Consider the following 21508-nt stretch of genomic DNA (forward strand, 5'->3'; position numbering starts at 1 on the left):
CCCCTTCCGCAAGCCAGTTAAGATAAAGGCGTATTATTCTCTAACGGTAATTTTACATAGAATGTCGTACCAACCGTCAGCTGCGTCTCAAACCAGATCTCTCCCCTCGCCTGCTCCACAATATTCTTACACATCGCTAACCCTAAGCCGGTTCCGGAATTCTTCGTCGTAAAGTTCGGCACAAATATCTTAGACTGAATCTCAGGTGGAATACCATCCCCATTATCCGATACACTTACTACTACCCAACCCAGATCTACCTCTTCCATATTAATCGTAATCATTCCTTCCCTATCTTCAGGTATTGCCTGTATGGCATTCTGCAGCAGATTGGTAAACAACCGGTTCATTTGTGTCTTATCTGCAAATACATAAAATGCACGCCCCGGATGGCTAAAGCGTATCGTACTATGCTCATGGCTTTGGTACAATTCTTTTAATGAATGTAATACTTCGTTCAGCATCAACACCTCGCTATTTGCCTCCCCTATGCGCGCAAAAGCAGAGAAGTCAGACGCAATATTCGCCAGGTGCTCTATCTGCTCTACCAATGTACGCGCTACATTCGTAGACAACTGTTTTACATTCGGCGCGTCATTATCAATAGCCCGTTGCAAATATTGGATACTCAGTTTCATAGGCGTCAACGGATTCTTGATCTCGTGCGCCACCTGTCTCGCCATTTCCCGCCATGCACCTTCACGCTCACTCTTTGCTAACCTTGCTGCACTCACCTCAAGCTTTCTTACCATCTTATTGTATTCTTTTACCAAAGCCCCAATCTCATCATCCTTCTCCCATTCTATCTCATCATTCTGCTGACCTAAACTCACATGTCGCAAACGCTCTGTTACCAGGGAGAATGACTTCGTGATAGAGTTGGTAATTAACAAGGCTAGCAAACCTGCTATTAAAAATATAAACGCGTTGAAATTGATAAGCGCCACCAGGAAGTTGGATATTTGCTGATTCAATTCCGTCTGCGTTGCAAAGTAAGGTACATTCAGATAAGCGTAGATCTCTCCATTGTTACGCAACGGTGCATAACCAGATAAGTATCCCATAGAGCCTATCTTTTCTTTCTGGATCCACTGGATCTTTTGCTGACGTCCCAATTGCATATACGCATCGGGGTTTATTTTTCTCGACAACAACCCTTTCTCTGTAATCAGCGGCTGTGTTGTCACCTGCAGGTTCCCGTCTCTATCGTAAATGTTAATATCCAATGCCCGCTCATCGGCAATTTCCCCAATCGATTCTGACAAACTGGATTGGAAAATCGGATCATACAGATCCTCCAGGTCATCAAACATTCGCTGATTTGAAAATACCTTTTCCACTTCATGCGTGACCTCATTGATCGTATGACTCAGGCGTTCTTTATTCTCCCGCTCAGAACGATCGATAAAGAACAATACCGTCGTCAAACCTAAAATTACAAACGCAAATACCACAATGAAGATGATCGTACCAGTTACCTTTCTCCTGATATTAATATTGACCAGCGATTTCAGGTTACTAATCCGCATACGCGCCTTCACCAGCAAATCCAGCACCCTGTAAATTGCAATAATCAACAGGAACAAACAGAACATGTACGCAAAGAGCGTGATAAATTCTATAAAGCTCCTGATCTCTTTTGCCACAATCACCACTTTTTCTTTAGTGGCTTTGTAATACATCAGCGAATACCCATTCACCTTCTTCACTGTCACCTCTTCTGTGGGCACATCCGATTCATACAACCTCACGGGAAACGAGTAATCATTGTTATTGATCACCAGTTGTCCCTTATCATAAATCGCGTAAGAATAAGTAGAACTGGATTCTTTCTCAGGGTCATAAATTTCCCCATCTACCAGCAGTTCAGGATACAACCGCTGTGTATTAATAACCGCAGGTGTCAGTTCATACACAAGATAGCCGGCCTTTTCGCCATTGCGGTAAAAATCCTTCTGCCCTATATAACTGTAATCATTGAATCCTCTTTCATTATAATAAAGATCATTCCCGATCAGCTCTGACTCTACCAGCATTTTCCTGCTCAGTCCATAGAAAGAGCTGGTATCTCCGCCATAGATCGGCATCCCATTCTCATCAAAAGCATAGATATCTACCTTAAATCTTCCCAGGTATCCTTTAAAGTACTTTTGCTTCAACTCATTTTCCAGTGTACTCCTGGGCATATTGCCCCCATTGTTCTGCTGGAAAAAGTATTGCAGCAACTCATCCTGCTCCATTTGCTTTGTTACATCCGTCAGGAGCATTTCGAGGTAAGGGTCTTTTTGTTTTGACAATTCAATGGCCATTCTTTCACGCAGGCTCAGCTCCTTCTGGTCATTGTAATACACCAGCACCGCAGATGTTGTGATCGTCAGCAAAAACAACCAGAACAAAAAGGGCACAGTGGCCAGACTATTCTCAAATCTGACTGCCAGTACATCCAGCAGGATCACATAGATGATCAGCCATATCACCAGCGCGATAGAATAATGGAGCTCGGGGTTATGAATCCGGAACACCAGCCACACCACCCCGACTACCGCCAGGAATATGTACTTGGTACGATGCCTGAAACTGGTCAGCTCATTGAGCAATGAATTGACAATCTGGGAAAAGAAGAGGAAACTGAATGCGATGAAACCTAATATAATCGCACCGATAATGCTATATTCATTCAGACTGAATGGGTTCGCCACATCAAAAGAGATACGGGAATCGATCACCAGACTCTGAATGAGCTCGGACAAAAACTGTCCGACCACATACATCACATAACTACTCAGAATGATCACCAGCCTTTGCTGCCATACATTCTTCATCGGCGGCGCTTTGATAGACTTCACGTGCTGCCTGAAAAACAGCAACAACCAAAACGTCAGCGATACGTTTAGCAACAGGTCACCCAGCGATCGGAAAATCTCATCCTTTGCATAAATCAAAGGTGTGAATATATTGAGCGTTCGCAGGTTGAAAGGGAATGGATACAGGTAACTCAATAACCTGAAGATGATGACGACTGCAGCCAGGAACAAAAAACCGTTCAGGGCGCTCTTTTGCCTTGCCAGCGTGGCGGCAAACAGGTTAATGAAAATCAATACACAGATACAACCCATTACCCGGAGTATGACACTCAGCAGGTTTGGAGGTTTGGTATCCAGTGTTCTATCGTAGTGCAGGTAAAAGAGAATCAGCCCTTTGCTGTTGAGTACGGGTATACCCGGGGCTTTGAGGTGGATACTGTATTCCCGTCCCAGTGCAGGCTTATCATAAAAGTGATCGACCAGATAATTGTTTGTAATACTATACTCCATCATGACCGGTATCACACCGACCATAAAGCGCTCATGCCCCGCCTCGGGACTAAACACCCGCCGGCAGAGCACTTCATAATACCCGTTCTTCAATTTCACAAAGCGGTTTCCATCCACCAGCGGCACCTGCCATTCTTCCGGCATCACCATATTGGTGCTCCAGAATACCAGCCAGCGGCCAGCTTCGCTGCTATCGTAGGCAAACACATAAAAGTCCTTTGTGTCCAGACTTTTTATTTCCTTCTCATCATAATTTCTTGAATAAAGATGGTTCAGCAGGAACTGGTCTTTGATCATTTTTTCAAATGACGCTTCCCGCTGTGAGATACTCTTTTCCAGGCTACGCTTCACGCCCATGGGGGACGAATAGTAGGACCAGTAATTACTAAACAGGAAGGAAAAAGTAAACAGCCAGGCTGCTACGATCAGTAAATATCCGTGGCGGATGAAGAAAAGCCGTATTTCTTTAATGTCTAACATTTTTTCGCTTCGTTCCAGAGTTCATCCATTTCACCCAACGTCATTTCGTCCAGAGATTTGCCTTTTTCGGCCGCTTTTTGTTCAATATACCGAAAGCGGCTGATGAATTTTTTATTGGTACGTTCCAGTGCATTTTCCGCATCAATCTTCAGGAAACGTGAGTAATTGACCAGGGAAAAGAGTACATCCCCGAATTCTGCTTCTATATCATCGGCGTTGCCGGTAGCCACTACTTCTTCCAGCTCCTGTACTTCTTCTTTTACTTTTTCCCATACCTGTTCTGTGGTATCCCACTCAAAACCGACGGTTTTTGCTTTGGATTGCAGTCGCATAGCCTTTACCAGTGCGGGTAGAGACACGGGTACACCACTGAGTACAGAAGTCTTGCCTTCTTTCAGTTTCAGTTTTTCCCAGTTTTGTTTTACGGCCTCTTCATCCTCTGCTTTGACATCGCCATAGATATGTGGGTGGCGGGAAATGAGCTTTTCACAGATGCCGTTGATTACATCTGTTATGGTAAACTGCCCTTGTTCGGACCCTATTTTGGCATAAAAAACGATATGCAGGAGCAGGTCGCCCAGTTCTTCCTTAATGGATTTCCAGTCGGAAGAGGTGATGGCATCTGCCAGTTCATACAATTCTTCAATAGATTGCTGACGCAGGGTGTGGATGGTTTGTTTTCTATCCCAGGGGCATTTTTCCCTGAGATCATCCATGATACTGAGTAGCCGTTCGAAGGCTGCGTTATTTTCCATTTGTCAAATATAAGGAATATGTCTCCGCTGCTAATTTCGGGCCGAAATTTGATAGTTTCCGGCCGGCCATTATATGTTAATTTCTTTTTGTTGATGACAAAGGCATTTTATTTACATTTGTCGGCCGGTTTTTAATAACCGTAAAAAGACTAATTTTCGTTTCATGAATACCAAACACATTGCACTTATTTCGTCTGAATTGGGCATTCCAGCCCGTTCAGCTGAGAATACCATGAATTTGCTGGCAGAGGGGTCTACCGTGCCCTTTATCAGTCGCTACCGTAAGGAAGTGACAGGCAGCCTTGATGAGGTGCAGATAGGCCGTATCGAAGACCTGCAGAAACGTTACAAGGAGATTGATGAACGTCGTGCGTTCATTATTAAAACTATTACAGACCAGGAGAAAATGACTCCTGAGCTGCAGGACAAACTGGAAAATACCTGGGTACTGACTGAACTGGAAGATATTTATCTGCCATACAAGCCCAAACGTAAGACCAGGGCAACTGTGGCGATCGAAAAAGGCCTGGAACCACTGGCTAAAATGCTGTTTGAACAACAGGATGGTGAACCACAATCCCTTGCAGAACAGTTCCTTAACGAGCAGGTAGCCTCTACGGACGAAGCCCTGAAAGGTGCCCGGGATATCATGGCAGAGTGGATTAACGAAAATGCTGAGCTGCGTGACAAAATGCGTAAGCTCTTCACCCATACTTCTGTTTTAACCTCCAAAGTGATAGAAGGTAAGGAAGAGGAAGGCAATAAATACAAGGATTACTTCGATTTCAACGAAGATTTCAGTAAAATTCCTTCTCACCGTGTGCTGGCTATTCTGCGTGGGGAGGCCGAAGGGTTCCTGTATGGCACCATCGCTCCGAACGAGGAAGAGGCGATTGAGATCATGGATAAACAATTCATTACCACCAGGAATGCTGCTGCCGAGCAGATAGGAAAGGCGATCACCGATTCTTACAAACGATTGCTGCGTCCTTCCCTGGAAAATGAATTCCGTGCACTGGCTAAGGAAAGAGCGGATCAGGAAGCGATCGAGGTGTTCGCAGAGAACCTGCGTCAGCTGTTGCTCGCTGCACCACTCGGGCCTAAAGCCGTGATTGCCATTGACCCGGGTTACAGAACTGGTTGTAAGGTGGTAGCGCTGGATAACCAGGGTAATATGCTGGATAATGATGTGATCTACCCACTGGAAAAGAACTATAAACGTGATGATGCAGAAGCCCTGTTGAAAAAATGGGCCGATCGTTATGATACTTCTGCTATTGCAGTTGGTAATGGTACTGCGGGTAGAGAAACAGAAGAGTTTGTGAAGAAGATTGATTTTGGCAAAAAGATCAATGTATTCATGGTGAATGAGAGTGGAGCTTCTGTGTACTCAGCTTCGGAAGTAGCGCGCGAGGAGTTTCCTGAGTTTGATGTAACAGTGCGTGGTGCAGTATCTATTGGCCGCAGGCTGATCGATCCGCTGGCAGAGCTGGTGAAGATTGATCCGAAAGCGATTGGAGTAGGTCAGTACCAGCACGATGTGAACCAGTCACAGTTGAAACAGAGCCTGGACAGAGTGGTGGTAAGTTGTGTGAACAATGTGGGTGTGAACCTGAATACGGCTTCCAAGCACCTGCTGGCATATGTATCAGGTTTAGGTCCCAGCCTGGCTGAGAATATTGTAAAATACCGCAAGGAGAATGGTGCATTCAGCAACCGTTTACAGCTAAAGAAAGTAACCCGTCTGGGTGAAAAGGCATTTGAACAGTGTGCGGGCTTCCTGCGTATTGAAAATGGCGATAACCCACTGGACAATTCAGCGGTACACCCTGAGCGTTATAAACTGATTGAAAGCATGGCTTCCAAACAGCATTGTACTGTGCAGGATCTGATGGCGAAAGAAGAACTGCGTAAAGCAATTAATCCTAAGGAGTATGTGAGTGAAGAAGTAGGTCTGCTTACTTTGGAAGACATTCTGAAGGAGTTGGATAAGCCTAGCCGTGACCCACGCGATGAGATTGCGATCTTCGAATATGCGGAAGGGATTAAGACGATGGAAGACCTGAAAGTAGGTATGACATTGCCAGGTGTGGTGACGAATATTACGAACTTTGGTGCGTTTGTGGATGTAGGGGTGAAACAGGACGGTCTGGTGCATATTTCTCATTTGAGCAATAAGTATATCAGCAATCCGAATGAGGCGGTGAAGTTGAATCAGAAGGTGACAGTGACAGTGTTGGAGGTAGATCCGGGCCGTAAGCGTATATCATTGTCTATGAAGACGAATGAGCCTGTGCAGCAAGGTGGTGGTCAGAGAAGGGAAAACCGGGATAGGAAACCGGAGGGGAATAAGAAAAGCGGGGCACCTGCGCCATTGAATGATTTCCAGGCTAAGCTGGCAGAATTGAAGAAGAAATTCAATTAATAATAAGAGGCCCATTCCTTACCGGAATGGGCCTTTTTAGTTTTTATCGCTATTGGTGAATTTTCTAATTCCCGAATTTCTCTTTCCACCTTAGCAGTTTTTCCGGAAACCCGGCACCTTGTTCTTCACTATACAGCTTTACAACCCCATTTACCGCTACACCTGCATATACGATATCACGTTTCATATCGATTGCGATCGCGGCTTCATCAGCCCCGCAATAGTGTTTACGGCAGCCCTGGTTGTATAGCACATCATTTTCTACTTCAATGGGAGGTGCGACATCAAAACGCTGTCGCAGGGTATTGTTATCATTCCCCAACAAAGTTTTGAGCCGCGATTTGAGCGGTTCCTGCTGCAGTATATCCGTTTCGGTGATATACTTGCCATCATACCGTTCAAAATGCTTCCAGGAGGTTACTTGCACGGGTTCAATCGCGTCGTTAATGGTTATCATCGTGTCTGTCTCCGGAGCAGAAATGTTGTCTTTCTTTTCCCTTGCATTATTCACTGAGGGTTCTTTGCACCCGAGGATGCATGCAGCCACCATTGTAATGGCTGTCACATGTCTGGTAAATGTCATGATTTCATTGTTCACGGCTTGTCTACAGCCGCTATCATTTTCCTTTAAATACGGGTATTCGTTTTTCTACAAAAGCCTGCATGCCTTCTTTCTGATCTTCGGAGGCAAACAGCAGGTAGAAATTTTTTCTTTCAAAATGTAAGCCTTCTTCCAGTGAGCTATCAAAGGCTTTCAGTACAGACTCTTTCGCCATGCGAACGGCGAGGGGGCTCAGTGCTGCAATTTCGGTCGCTAACTGGATTGCTTCCTGCAAATATAATTCAACCGGAACGATACGGTTAATTAGTCCTGCATTTAATGCTTCGGTGGCGGTAATAAATTTTCCCGTCAGTACCATTTCCATGGCGAGGGCTTTGCCTACGGCCCTTGTCAGGCGTTGGGTGCCGCCGGCTCCGGGCATAACACCGATTTTGATTTCAGGCTGTCCGAATCGGGCGGTTTCGCTGGCTACGATCATATCGCAAAGCATAACGAGTTCACAGCCGCCGCCTAAAGCAAACCCGCTCACTGCTGCAATCAACGGCTTCTTTGTTTTCTTTATTGTATCCCAGGTGCTGAACTGATCGATATTATACATATCCATGGCAGTTTTCCCTGCCATCTGTTTAATATCAGCGCCTGCTGCAAAAGCCTTATCATTTCCGCTGATCACGATCACGCGTACACTATCGTCGGCGTCCAGTGATTTTAATGCTTCCTTCAGCTCTGTCATTAATTGCAGATTGAGGGCATTCAGTTCTTTGGGGCGGTTCAATTGGATGTGGGCGACATGGGGCGCCACTTGCTGGTGTATGATTATAAATTCTGGTTGCATCTTCTAATTTACGTTAAAATTGTAAGCAATAGCTTTAGGGAATGGCCTGTTGCCATAGAAATGAAAATAGGGGTGCTATCTATAATTTTTTTAGTCCATTTTACGTTTTAGGGAAATATTAAATGGGATTAGGATTGGATTTCAATAATTTACAAATCCTTCATACGCATGATCCCTTAAATCATTATTTTTGCATTTAATATGTACACGAGAAAAACTTTCTTTGCAATAGCCATATTTCTGGGACTATACACGGGGGCCAGTGCCCAGTATTACTACCTGGATATCGTCAATACTAAGCAGACGGAAGCAAACCAGGCCACGTTTCAAAAGGCCAAGGTGCAGTCTCAGGTAGTAGTCAGCCTCGATGCCGAGGGGCGCAAGACGGATTATGACTTTAAGAGTGAGCGTGATTTCCTGGACAATTATCGTCAGCTATTGACGGTAACAGCTTCGATAGCTACAGGTCGTTCTATTATGCGGACCTACTTTAATGCCAAAGGCCAGCTGACGAAGATTATTGATAGTACCCGGAGCATCATTACTACTACCATCTATACGTACGACAAGTACGATTCTTCCCGTAATATCAAGGAAATTTATGTCAAAACCGAGGATCCGAAGAATAAGTACACGGTATCAGAAACGAGGCGTTATGTGTACGATTCTCTGAACAGACCTACGAGGATGATCCATTTCCGTGGAGAAAAGCTGGAGGATTCCACTACGGTTAAGTTTGTACTGGATAGTGCAGGGCATGTGGTAGAGGAGCAGGAAACCGGCAAAGGGAAGATTTACTATAAGTACAATGACCAGGGTTTACTGACAGATATTTACCGCTACTACCCTTCCAAACAGAAAATGTTGCCGGATTATGTATTTGACTATGATGCGAAGAACAGGATTGGAGCAACGACGACGGTGAATGTAGAGTCAGGCGATTATATTATTTACAGGAACACATATAATGAGATGGACCTGTTAGAATCGCAGGATGTGTATGGCAGGCAGAAAGTGCAGGTGGGCGTGGTCAGATACAGATATAAATTTTAAAGATTTTTAGAAAAGGCTGCGGTATCGCAGTCTTTTTTATTTACTTTAAAGCTGGTCTGGGCTTATATTTTAGAGGATGGATGACAAATTTTTAAAATAAGGATAAGATTTTTTTGTTTTTATAAAACAAATCCTATCTTTGCAATCCCAACGAAAAAACAACGGGTTATTTCAGCGGGAAATAAAGTTCTTCAACACAAGCGGAAGTAGCTCATTTGGTAGAGCACAACCTTGCCAAGGTTGGGGTGGCCGGTTCGAGCCCGGTCTTCCGCTCCCTAACAGACTTCCAAATTGCGGTGCAGTTTGGATTTTTTGTTTAGAGGATACCCGGGTGGTGGAATTGGTAGACACGCGGGACTTAAAATCCCGTTCCCAGCAATGGGAGTGTGGGTTCAACTCCCATCCCGGGTACATGTGAAGCTGGCGCTTCGAATTAATTAAAAAAGGCATCGCGAGAGCGGTGCCTTTTTTAATTTCTGTAATTCCTGAAACAAGCCTAACTATGTAGACGCGAAATCATTTATGATTTTTTTCTTTATTCGTCATTTCTATTTTGTTCTTCTCGCGGTATTTAGGGGTTACGTTTAGATACGTAAACACTTTTTTCGTTTTTATACCTCCGTAATTTCAATAGGGTTTTTCCAATGAAGAGGGCTACCATATATTATGGCAGTTTCCGCTGCAGGAGATGTGAGCGGACATGGATGATCAGTAATACATAAAACAAAAGGTCCGGTAGGGTGATATTATACCCCAGCCTGAACTACAATATGAAAAAATTGAAATTAATTGTCTATTTTACAATAACTCCAAAAAACAACAACATTAACCCTTAACCCAACAGACTAGATTAGCCCAAACACAACTTATATTCATTTCCACCACTTAATGAAAAACATATGAAACCCAAGAAAAGGAAAGCCTCTTTCCCAAAAGCAATGCTGTTGCTACTACTCCTCTGCGCACAATTACCAGCGCTCTCACAAACTATCAAAGGAATTATCAGGAACGCAAAAGGGGAACTGCTGGCCGGCGTAACCGTAAAAATAAAAGGCGGCACAACCGGTACGATGTCCAAAGAAAACGGCACTTTTCAATTACCTGTAGCAGAGCCGAACAAAGTAATATTACAGATCAGCTATATGGGATACCTGACACAGGAAATAGCAGGGCGCAGTACTTTAGAGATCACCCTCAAAGAAAGTACCGCCGGACTAACTGAAGTGCTGGTGGTGGGTTATGGCACACAAAAGAAAGTATCTTCCACCGCTGCAATATCATCAGTAGGCGGTAAAGAACTGGCCAAATCCACCGTTCCCAACATCTCAAACTCCCTGGCGGGAAGAGTGGCTGGCGTGAGTATGCGCCCCAATGGCGGACAACCCGGCGCCGATAACCCGGACATCCATATCCGCGGCATCGCTACCACCGGTAATAACGGGGCATTGATAGTAGTAGACGGTATTATCCGGAATAATATTAATGAAATACCTGCTACCTCCATTGCCTCTGTAACAGTCTTAAAAGATGCAGCAGCAGTGGCCCCCTATGGCCTGGGCGGCGCAAATGGCGTACTACTCATCACAACAAAAAAAGGGCAAACCGGTGCGCCCCAGCTTTCATTGAACACTTACTACGGGATCCAAACACCCACGTATTATCCCAAAATGCTGAATGCACAGGATTACATGCGCCTGCACAACGAAGCCTATCTAAACGAAAACCCTAATGGTACTCAACTACCTTATGCGCAAACGTTGATAGATCAATACGGGGAACTACACGCAAAAGATCCGGACAGGTACCCTATCAGTAACACAAAAGACCTTGTGAAGATGCATGCGCCTACACAAAACTATAACCTGCAACTAAGTGGTGGCTCTAATGCGGTGAAATACTTCGTTTCACTGGGCTACCTCAATCAAACAGGTTTATTCGACCCCGTTAAATATCAACGATATGATTATACCATCAACCTGGATGTACAGGCTACCAAAACCACTACAGTAAGCATATCCATGATAGGGGCCCAGCAGCAGACAAATTCCGTGGATCCGGGTGTTACAACCGGCACATTGTTCCGTAGCGGCTATAAGTTCGTACCTATCGCCAATTTACGCTATACCAACGGGCTATGGGGCGAATTTGCGGGCAACTCCCCGATCGGCATTCTGAAAGCGGGGTACCAGCATACTAATAAAAGTACCATGTTGTCTACCATCGCGGTTAACCAGGAATTACTGCCGGGGCTAAGCGTTAAAGGCACTTTCAGCTTCGATCCCATGCAAACGACCGTAAAAGGATGGCATACCCCATTTTACTTTTACTCGCAGGACCTGTCCACAACACCATATACATATACCAGGCAGATCTCCACATCCGAGGGTAGCGCTCCCACATACACGTACCTGAATCAGGACTACGCACAGCAAAGGGCGTATACCTTCCAGGGATACCTGAATTACAAGCGCACATTTGGTAAGCATGATATTACCGGCCTGGTAGTAGCAGAAGCCCGCAAAAGCGATTCTACCGCCTTCTCTGCACGCAGAAACAACTTCGGCGTAAACATCGATGAACTGAGCATGGGCAGCTCCAATAAGAATGATTTCGATAACAGCGGCTCTTCCTCCACAGGCAGCCAGATAGGCTTTGTTTACAGGCTGGGTTATAGCTACGCGGGCAAATACCTGGTAGAAGCATCAGGGCGATATGATGGGCATTACTACTTTGCCCCCGAAAAACGCTGGGGGTATTTTCCAGCAGTATCTCTGGGTTGGGTGATGTCGGGAGAATCCTTTATGCAGGAACTGCCATTTGTAAATTACCTGAAATTAAGAGGGTCGTGGGGTAAATCAGGTAACCTTGCCGGCGCTCCCTTCCAGTATCTGCAAGGTTATTCCTTATATGGGAATGCTTATGCCTGGGGTAACGGCACCATGGTGCAGGGTTCTTTTGTACCAAGGGAAGCCAACCCCAATATCACCTGGGAAATATCTACAAAAACAGATCTGGGCCTTGAAGCGTCTTTGTGGCAAGGGCTGCTGGACCTGGAAGTAGATTATTTCCATGAAAGAAGAACAGGCATGTTGCTTCCACCCGCAGTAACCATCCCCATTGAATACGGCCTTGGTCTTTCGGATGAAAACGAAGGCATCATGGAAAACCATGGTATAGAGGTCACTGCCGCCACCAACCATCAATTCACAAATGGAATTCGCGCAGGCATCAGTGTTAATTTCAGTTATGCAAAGAATAAAATGCTGCAGATCTTTGAAACAGCTGCTACAAAAAACAACCCTAACAGAAGCCGCACAGGCAGGCCACTGGGTACACCATTCGGTTACCATGCAACAGGTCTGTTCAGCACCAGCGACGATAAGAACCACGATGGGAACATTGGCCCGGAAGATGGTTATAATGTGATCCAGCTTGGTAATCTACACCCCGGTGATATCAGGTATGCCGACCTAAGCGGACCAGAAGGTAAACCAGACGGTAAAATAGATGCTAATGATGAAACTCAGATCGGCTATCCTAACTATCCATCCATCACTTATGGGTTTACACCATCTGCCTCATGGAAAGGGTTTGACCTGAGCCTGTTCTTTCAAGGCTCCGCGCTCACCAGCTTTAATATAGCCGGTTTCCAAACTATCCCATTCAATAACAACAACAGTAACTCCGCCTACGAATACTATAACAACCGATGGACGCCTACTCACCAGGATGCGAAGTATCCCCGGGCTAATCAATCTCCATATGCGAACAATACACAAACATCTGATTTCTGGATGCTCAATACAGGTCTGCTTCGCCTGAAAACCGCGGTATTGGGATACACATTACCTTCGCAGTTACTGCAACGATGGAAGATGCAAACACTGCGGGTATATGTATCAGGGCAGAACCTCTTCACCATCAGCAAAATGAAATTCATGGATCCCGAAGTAGGCTACACAGATGGCGAAACTGCTTACCCCAATCAGAAACTTTATGTAATGGGATTAAACGTAACCTTTTAAATGGCACCCACAATGAAACAGATCATATACCTGCTTTTGTGCATCTCCCTTCTTTCATGCACAAAAGACTTCCTGGATAATAACGATAAAACACAACTAACGGATGAAATGCAATGGTCCACAGAAGGCAATGCAGACATCTTCCTGAATGATGTATATGGCGCGCTGCCTAATTACTGGAACCAGCCTGAGAACCTGGACAATTTTACGGACGACAACGATGCAGGGTTTTACTACACTTCCTATAACTGGAAGCAAGGGATCGTATCCCCGGCAGGTACCGACTACACCGTGTGGGGAGGTATTACGGGCTCCGGCGATCTCACTAACTGGCCTGCTATCTTTGCAGCCGTGCGCAAATGCAATACATTCATTACGAAGGTGCAGACCCATACAACTAACTTCTCAGCTGCATGGCAAGAGAAACGATTGGATGAAGCACGGTTCCTGAGAGCTTTCTTCTACAGCGAATTGTTTATGCATCTCGGCGGCCTGCCCATCATCACAAATGTGCCCGACCGCAATAATGGCGATAGCAGTCAACTTTATTATCCCCGTAGCACATTTGCAGAAACAGTGGATTTTATTGTGAATGATCTCGACACAGTGTTGCTGCATAATCATCTTACAGTTAAATACAACCCTGGTGATGCAGATGCGGGTCGCGCTACCTTAGGCGCAGCATTAGCATTAAAAGCCTGGATCCAGTTATATGCAGCCAGCCCTGCATTCAATGCAGCACAACCCGCTGCAGGTGGAGATCCCAACAAAATAGCAGGCTATAATAACTTCGACGCAAATAGATGGACCGCTGCCGCTGCTACTTTCAAAGAGTTCTTAGATCAATATGGGAACGGACATCCATACGGTTTATTCTCAGACCTGTCTTCGCTATGGTACGAAGCCAATGAATATAATTCAGAAGTAGTATGGGATCGGCAAGTGGTAGCAGTTACAATGGGTTCTTCTTTTGAACAATATGGAGGACCTGTGTGGATCAATGGCGCTTATTATACCTGGGGTAATTATGATCCCACTCAGGAATTGGTGGATCAGTTCAGAATGGCGAACGGAAAAAACATAGAAGATCCCACCTCAGGCTACGATCCTCAACATCCATATGTGGGCCGCGAGCCCAGATTCTACCAATGGATCGTATACGATGGCGCACCTTATAAAATGGCGTGGATGGATAAAGAGGATACCATTTATACACGTATAGACCTCGTGCACCCCTCTAAAAATCAAATTGATTTCGGTACGGATGATGTGGGGAACACCGGCTATTACTTTAAGAAAAGATTAAACCCGCTTGTAAGACCCGGTGGCGGCACTATCAGTGGGGCTAATTTCATTTACTATCGTTACGCTGAAATGTTGTTAGGATATGCAGAAGCTCAGAATGAAGCAGTAGGACCAGATGCTACAGTATATGATGCCATCAATCAGATACGCGCAAGAGCGGGCGTGCCGGCACTATCCGCGGGGCTTAACCAGGATGCAATGCGTGCAGCTATCCACCAGGAAAGACGTGTGGAGCTCTGCTTTGAGAACAAACGCTTTTATGACCTGGTTCGCTGGAAAGCGGCGGAACAACTGCTTACCGTAGACCGTCATGCGATGAAGATCACAAACAGTGTTCCGGCAGATAACAGTGGTGTATGGCAATATGAGGTGGTTCCATTAAACCATCCACATGTGTTTGTTCCTAAAATGTATTTGAATCCTGTTCCACAGGATGTGATAGACCGTAACCCAAGAATAGTACAGAATCCAGGGTATTAATTATGTCAAAATAAATAAACGTTTTTTTCTTAAAGTTAAAACATCCCAAACTCGCTAATATCAACCATTAATTCGTTAGATAATTGTCCTTCACTCCGTACAGATGAAGCTGGCGCTTCGAAATAGTTGAAAAGGCATCGCGAGAGCGGTGCCTTTTTTGTTTCAAAGAGTTAATTTTTAGACCATAAATGAAAAGCTCATAACTTTGTTGCCGAACAAATTCTAATTTAAGCTTTAAACTTTCAATTAATGTGCTTGTTATCTTAGGGGGTGGCAGCCATTTATTTTTACAGCCCAACCAATTGGGCGAATTCTTTTGTAAATATGTTAACCACTTTTCAACCTGTTCTTTTATTTCACCGGCGTCATTTTTCTGATAGACGCTAAGGAAGCAACTCTGTGATAAATATCACAGGTAAATTGTGCCATATCTCCTTGCCCCCGTCATTTGACCGATAGAACTTTGCAGAAACAAAACAAAAAAAATGTACGATAAAGTAAACTGGCCGGAAAAATGTGACCCACGTATATCAGCCATCTATGCACTTAATGACATTGATGTAAAAGCTCCCGCAGAAGTAGTATGGAAACTGCTCGTTGATGCAGAAAACTGGTTTAAATATTTTCCGCCGGAAAATCAGGTAAAAATCCTTAGCGGAGAAAAAGAATTAGCGGTTGGAACAAAATGGAGCCGGGTAACTGTCGGTTTCCCGATGAGCTTAACTGTTACGGAATTCGAACCGTTCCGCAGACTTTCCTGGGCAACGACAGTTGATGGAGATGATACCAATTCCAGTGCTTACCACGGATGGGTTATCACACCTACAAAAGACGGTTGTCACATATTAACTGAAGAAACACAGCAAGGCACGTGGTTTTTAGAAGAACTTGGAAGAAAGAATCCAGGAGCGTTGTATCGTTATCATCAGGATTGGGTAGAACGATTGGCTCGTGCAGCAGAAGCCGCTGTGGATAAAAAATAATATTTTTATTATTCATTAAATAAAACAGGATATGGACTTACAATTAAAAGATAAAACCGCACTAATAACGGGTTCTACCACAGGAATCGGTTACGCCATTGCCAGGTCGTTAGCTGCTGAAGGTGCTAAAGTTATCGTGAATGGTCGCACACAAGAACGTGTAAGCGCAGCCATTGAAAGTATTAAATCTGAAACCGGTAATCAAAATGTTGTCGGAGCGGTGGCTGATTTTATGGATGTAAATCAGGTAAATGCTATTGTCGAACAGTATCCTTATGTAAACATTTTAATAAATAATGTTGGCGTTGCAGAACCGAAAGAATTTAAAACCATTTCAGATGAGGAATGGCTAAGCATCTATGAAATAAATGTATTGAGCGGGGTGCGGCTTTCCCGGGCTTATTTTGATAAGATGCTGAACGATAATTGGGGGCGAATTATATTTATATCGAGCGAATCGGCGGTGCAAATTCCCGCAGAGATGATTCAGTACGGCGTTTCCAAAACAGCCCAAATTTCTTTATCCCGGGGACTTGCCGAATTAACGGTTGGCACAGGGGTTACTGTAAATACCGTTTTGCCTGGACCAACATCAACCGAAGCAATTTCAAAGTTTTTAAAAGCAACTGCCGAGCAACAAGGCATTAGCGATGCAGAGATGGAAACACAGTTTTTCAACAGTATGCGAGGCACATCTCTTTTGAAACGATTTACCACACCGGAAGAAATCGCCAATATGGTTACTTTTATTGCCAGCCCGTTGTCTTCGGCAACGAATGGCGCTGCACTTCGGGCAGATGGTGGCGTAATAAAATCGGCATTTTAATGATATTCAACTATAAGTGAAGTGGCGGGCATTTTGTTCGCCATTTTTACTTTTGAGCATTTTGTTTTCTTATCCTGCTTAACGTTTCTCTTGAAACACCCAAATAAGAGGCAATCATATGCAAAGGAATACGGCTTCGAAATAGTTGATAAAAAGGCACCGATTCATCATCGGTGCCTTTTTTTGGGAAAGATTATTTAGTGAATAAAGCCATTAAAATATCATCTATTTCCCCTGTACATTATCATATTTTACTGATAATTCCTGATCACGCCAAGATTATAGGGAATATTACCATAGTCGCCATAGTTACCATTCGGTACACCCTGTATCAATAATTGACACCTGTCAATATTATCGATCTCCAGTTTGTCGTCAGTACCAGCGCGAATTGCCTCCACATGAGAAACCTGGTCTGTCCATACTTCAGACAGGAACCGGAGATTATCCCTGGCGGCCCATTTCTCTGCCACCTGCGTCCAGGTACCTCCCAGCGAACTGGCTGTCCAGAGTTCCTGGTACCGGTTGATGTCTTCTACAATCATATAATACCTGCCATCTGCCTTGTTTTTATAAACATGCACTGCCTCAAAGGTATTAGTGGCTGCCACAGTCGGCGCTTCCCAGTTATACGGGAAATTGGCTACCGTGGTTCTGCGCCTTTTTATAGTGTGCGAGCCATCCTGTGCAGAATAAAAACAATACACATAGGTGCCATCAGAAATACACCAGAAATCAATACCATCTGTAAAGCCCATGCTTCTTACAGGTGTCCATGAAGCCGGGTTACCAACATCTGTCGATGTCGAAAAAGAAGCACCTTGTCCACTCTGGTAAATCAGGAACCACTTCCCCTTTGCAGGAAACCAGAATACCTGGGGCGCACAGAAATAGGAACCCGCATTCAACGCACTCATATAAGTACGGCTGGCCGTTTTAAGACCGGCAATAGAACCTGCTGCTGCATACCCCATCCGCCAGAGACCTCCTGTTCCTTTGTCACGGCCCGTGTAAAAGAGGTGGTATTTACCACCGGCGTAAACAATCGACGGATCTTTCACTGCCAGATCGTCAAATGCGCCCGCAGGCCCATCCAGGAAGCATCTTGCATCCGCGTACCAGGTGGGATTAGCAACAGCTGCAGCTGTCACGGCCACCCTGTTTTTACCCGTTACTGCACCTGCCCCGTCCAGCGATTTCTTTGTACAGGCAGTAGACAGCAACAGGCATATTATTCCTGCAACTATGTAATTTAACTGTTTCATAGTGGTAACAATTATGGTGAAAGACCAGGGTTAATTTGAAACCAACGTTGTGATGCTGGACGCTGGCAGGTTAATGCCAAATGCATTGTTGGTAATACTCAGCGAACTGGATGCAAGGTTGGAAGAACTGGTTGTTACATAACGGCTGAAACTACCCACTGTTACACCCGCGATCGTGAATGGCTGATAGGTCACAGCTGCATTGGTATTAATCGCTACGATCACAATTTTTGATCCGTTCCTGTAAGCTGTGGTATATACGCCTGTGCTGGGATTGGCTGCACAGGCAATTTTAACGTATCCAGGGCGAACATACCTGGCGAAATGTGCCATTACATAACCTACCTTGGTGATGGCACTGTTCTCGTCAATTGGGCCATAAAACCGGCGGATGTACCACCATACATATGCAGACCAACCGGCCGTCATACAATCATGGATCTCCCTGGCGGCATTCATGGCATTAGGCCAGTCATTGCCACTGATGGAAGAATTTGTATAGTGCTCTGTCATCCATACTGACTTCCCGATATTACCTAAATTATAAGGAGTTTTGCCGTAGATGTGACCGCTCACGAAAAGTGTTTTCGATTTTGCAGTTGCATTGCTCAGGTAAGTATTGATAAAAGTCTGGTCCATATTAAATGGTTCCGGTGCCATAATCGGAGCGCCGCAATTATCGCCATATGCAGCTACGAAATTGGCCACCTCTGTAGCAGAAGCATGCATCCATTCTGAAGCCAGGTAATTAGGTTCATTCCATGGAGATAATGCATAGACACCTCCTACGGCCTGCGTATAAGACCTTAAATGTGCAGCAAAATCACCCCATGAACTGGCCTTCAGGTAAGCACCATCCATCATGCCCGAAGGAGCATTCCAGACAGTAGCGATCACCCTTGCACCAAAACCTTTTGCAGCATCGATCGTCGCTTTTTCAGCGGCAAACTGGCTACTGTTAGGCGGAACCATTACCCGCAAAATACTCAACCCGATACCACTGCTGGTAGAGAAAGCTTTTGTTCGCTGATCGGCTGTTAAATCGCCTATCCAGATCGGCACACTCATACCTCCAAATCCCTGAACGGTTTGTTGTGAAGTGTTGGCATCAACGGTTGCTGTTGCCATTACACTTACATCGGCTGCTGCTTTTGCGTCACCGCCTGGCTTGTTGTCAACAGCAGCTACATCTGCACCCGGCTTTGTGCAGGAACTAATCATTAAAATGAGGGAAAGAAAGGGTACTCCCAGGTTACTGAGAAAAGGGTTTGTTTTCATAGTTTCATTGTTAGTTAAATTAACTGTTTTACCAAATGGCTGTTAGCAGGCCCACACGGGTTGTGTGAGCCTTTTATACGCCGCTAGATAGGTGGGTTTTCTTTCATGGTCTTTCAATTTGATGGTTATACTTGTTAATTACTATACCATGGATTCTGAGGGAATGCCGGACCTTCGGTAACCAGGTCTATCTGCTGCTGCGGAATAGGTCTCAGCATATGTTCCGCCACAACATTGGCGGCTGCTTCATCATTGTATTTTTGAACCCTTGCAACCAGGGTTTTGGTTCTTGACAGGTCATACCACCTGTTACATTCTCCATACAGTTCACGGGTGCGCTCATCCAGGATAAAGTCAAGTGTCACGTCAGCAGATGTGATTGTCTGTGCCGCAATGGCTGCTGCATACTGGGCATCAGTTTGGCCTGGTATGTGGGCGGCCCTGACCCTCAGCACATTCAACATATCTGCTGCCTGCTGTAAGGTACCACCTCCCTTGAGTGCTGCTTCCGCAGCGATTAGATATACTTCTGAAAAGCGAAACAGGATATAAGGTCTATCAGAATAATCATTCATATCTGCCCTTGTTGAATCATCCCATTTTCGCAAAGAAGGATACAGCAGGCTGGTATAGGGAACAGTGGCTCCCGACAGGTAATCCGGTTCAAAAATAATCCCCTTGAATGCCGCTCTTTCTGCTGGCGTCACAACCCGGTCTGCCATCCATATAGCTGTGTCCACGCCATTCACCAGCGTGCCCCTTGGTGTGGCTGCGCCGGTAGTACCTTTTACAGATGCAGCTACACTATTAGACAACCAGATGGTTTGGAATGTGCCGTTATACCTTGAGTCCGTCGCCCTGTTGGCAAAAGCTACACTCAGTACATACCGCATATTAGGTCTTATTCTTTGCCATGGACGGCCGTTCTGTACATCTCTTACACACACATAAGCACCGCCTGCAGCAGGATAGTTTGCATTGACAGTTGGATAGTTTGGCCGGAAGAAAAAGTTGGATTTGTTTTCCTTCAGGTTTGAAGCACCCGTACCGGTCTGCGAGTTCTCCCCGAACTTCAGGTCCTTTGTATGATCTACGACCATCAGCGTCTCCCTTCCATATTCATTCCCTTCCAGGAATCCTTGTGCAAACACCGGCCATAAGTCAAGGCCATAAGCACTCTTATTATCGATAATGCTCTTTGCCGTATTAAATGCATCTGCAAAATCGCTCCCTTTTGCGGCGGTAGACCAACCTCGCCATAAGTAAGTTTTTGCAAGCAGGTACAGGGCTGTTGCTTTAAATGCTGGCTTACCCAATCCCGCTGCAGGCTGGTCAGGCAGGCTGGCAGCTGCATCCTTCAGATCAGTGATGATCGCCTCATACACATCCGCAATGGGCGTCCTGCTATCGGCTGCTGAAACGTTGGTATTAAATGTAAGATGCAAAGGCACATCCCCAAATGTTGTCACCAGCTGGAAATAACAAAATGCGCGGAGAAACTTTGCCTGGGCCAGGAGTTGTGCTTTCTTTGTTTCATCCATACTCGCTCCCGGTCCGAACTGTAATACACCATTGGCCGTATTGATATCTATATAAAGGGAATTCCAGAATCCACTGTAATCGTTCGTATTACTCTTCATCAGCAGCGAATAGGTAAAGTTGTGCTGCACATCTGCGGCCCCACCCCTGATCATCTCATCAGTACCACCATTGAACAACTGCGTAAAAATCTGAGTGCCCCAGTGACCGCGAAACGAAGAATAGATACCAGCTACACCGCCTGCCAACCCCTCGGGTGTTTTGAAATAAGCAGGGTCGATAGTAGCACGGGGTTGCTCTTCCAGCATCTTTTTACAACCCACACATACTGTAAGTAATAACGATAAAACCAGCCCGGATAATTTTATATTGAATTTCATAAT

Annotated in this window: 13 protein-coding genes and 2 tRNA genes; 8 read left to right on the plus strand and 7 right to left on the minus strand. The window is 45.1% G+C overall.

Features of this window, described 5'->3' with window-relative positions:
* Window positions 1–17: 17 nt before the first annotated feature.
* Window positions 18–3794, minus strand: a complete 3777-nt coding sequence (locus ABDW16_RS21905; RefSeq protein ID WP_343672706.1) for a HAMP domain-containing sensor histidine kinase — start codon at window positions 3792–3794, stop codon at window positions 18–20.
* Complete coding sequence (gene mazG / locus ABDW16_RS21910) at window positions 3788–4549, minus strand: nucleoside triphosphate pyrophosphohydrolase (protein ID WP_343672707.1); 762 nt, start codon at window positions 4547–4549, stop codon at window positions 3788–3790. Before mazG ends, ABDW16_RS21905 begins: the two co-directional genes overlap by 7 nt.
* A gap of 163 nt (window positions 4550–4712) precedes the next feature.
* On the opposite strand from mazG, the gene ABDW16_RS21915 reads away from it, so the two are divergent.
* Complete coding sequence (locus ABDW16_RS21915; RefSeq protein ID WP_343672709.1) at window positions 4713–6974, plus strand: Tex family protein; 2262 nt, start codon at window positions 4713–4715, stop codon at window positions 6972–6974.
* Window positions 6975–7038: 64 nt separating this feature from the next.
* On the opposite strand, the gene ABDW16_RS21920 is transcribed toward ABDW16_RS21915, so the two are convergent.
* Both ABDW16_RS21920 and ABDW16_RS21925 read right to left on the minus strand, forming a co-directional pair.
* The gene (locus ABDW16_RS21920) at window positions 7039–7557 is read right to left on the minus strand and encodes a hypothetical protein (RefSeq protein ID WP_343672711.1); all 519 of its coding nucleotides are present in this window, start codon (window positions 7555–7557) and stop codon (window positions 7039–7041) included.
* Window positions 7558–7591: 34 nt separating this feature from the next.
* Window positions 7592–8371: an enoyl-CoA hydratase-related protein gene (locus ABDW16_RS21925; protein ID WP_343672713.1), complete on the minus strand. Its 780-nt coding sequence runs from the start codon at window positions 8369–8371 to the stop codon at window positions 7592–7594.
* A gap of 201 nt (window positions 8372–8572) precedes the next feature.
* Between ABDW16_RS21925 and ABDW16_RS21930 the strand changes: the two genes are divergently transcribed.
* From ABDW16_RS21930 to ABDW16_RS21960, 7 genes are all read left to right on the plus strand, one after another.
* A complete protein-coding gene (locus tag ABDW16_RS21930) occupies window positions 8573–9424 on the plus strand; it encodes a hypothetical protein (RefSeq protein ID WP_343672714.1) in 852 nt (283 codons plus the stop codon).
* 200 nt (window positions 9425–9624) lie between these two features.
* A tRNA-Gly gene (locus ABDW16_RS21935) sits at window positions 9625–9697 on the plus strand.
* Between the two features lie 52 nt (window positions 9698–9749).
* Window positions 9750–9835 (plus strand) — tRNA-Leu (locus tag ABDW16_RS21940).
* Between the two features lie 488 nt (window positions 9836–10323).
* Window positions 10324–13449 carry a TonB-dependent receptor gene (locus ABDW16_RS21945; protein WP_343672715.1) on the plus strand — a complete coding sequence of 1042 codons (3126 nt, stop codon included), beginning with the start codon at window positions 10324–10326 and terminating at the stop codon, window positions 13447–13449.
* A gap of 12 nt (window positions 13450–13461) precedes the next feature.
* Window positions 13462–15234 carry a RagB/SusD family nutrient uptake outer membrane protein gene (locus ABDW16_RS21950; RefSeq protein ID WP_343672716.1) on the plus strand — a complete coding sequence of 591 codons (1773 nt, stop codon included), beginning with the start codon at window positions 13462–13464 and terminating at the stop codon, window positions 15232–15234.
* A 485-nt stretch (window positions 15235–15719) separates the two neighbouring features.
* On the plus strand, window positions 15720–16217 hold the full coding sequence (locus ABDW16_RS21955) for an SRPBCC domain-containing protein (RefSeq protein ID WP_343672718.1): 498 nt from the start codon (window positions 15720–15722) through the stop codon (window positions 16215–16217).
* Between the two features lie 31 nt (window positions 16218–16248).
* On the plus strand, window positions 16249–17043 hold the full coding sequence (locus tag ABDW16_RS21960; protein ID WP_343672719.1) for an SDR family oxidoreductase: 795 nt from the start codon (window positions 16249–16251) through the stop codon (window positions 17041–17043).
* A 251-nt stretch (window positions 17044–17294) separates the two neighbouring features.
* On the opposite strand, the gene ABDW16_RS21965 is transcribed toward ABDW16_RS21960, so the two are convergent.
* The 3 genes from ABDW16_RS21965 to ABDW16_RS21975 form a co-directional block, all read right to left on the minus strand.
* The gene (locus ABDW16_RS21965) at window positions 17295–18308 is read right to left on the minus strand and encodes a non-reducing end alpha-L-arabinofuranosidase family hydrolase (RefSeq protein WP_343672720.1); all 1014 of its coding nucleotides are present in this window, start codon (window positions 18306–18308) and stop codon (window positions 17295–17297) included.
* Between the two features lie 30 nt (window positions 18309–18338).
* Entirely contained in the window at window positions 18339–19586 is a 1248-nt protein-coding gene (locus tag ABDW16_RS21970; protein ID WP_343672722.1) for a hypothetical protein, read from the minus strand.
* Between the two features lie 134 nt (window positions 19587–19720).
* Window positions 19721–21505: a RagB/SusD family nutrient uptake outer membrane protein gene (locus ABDW16_RS21975; protein WP_343672724.1), complete on the minus strand. Its 1785-nt coding sequence runs from the start codon at window positions 21503–21505 to the stop codon at window positions 19721–19723.
* Window positions 21506–21508 lie beyond the last annotated feature (3 nt).

The sequence above is a fragment of the Chitinophaga sp. genome, assembly GCF_039596135.1.
Taxonomy (GTDB): Bacteria; Bacteroidota; Bacteroidia; order Chitinophagales; family Chitinophagaceae; genus Chitinophaga.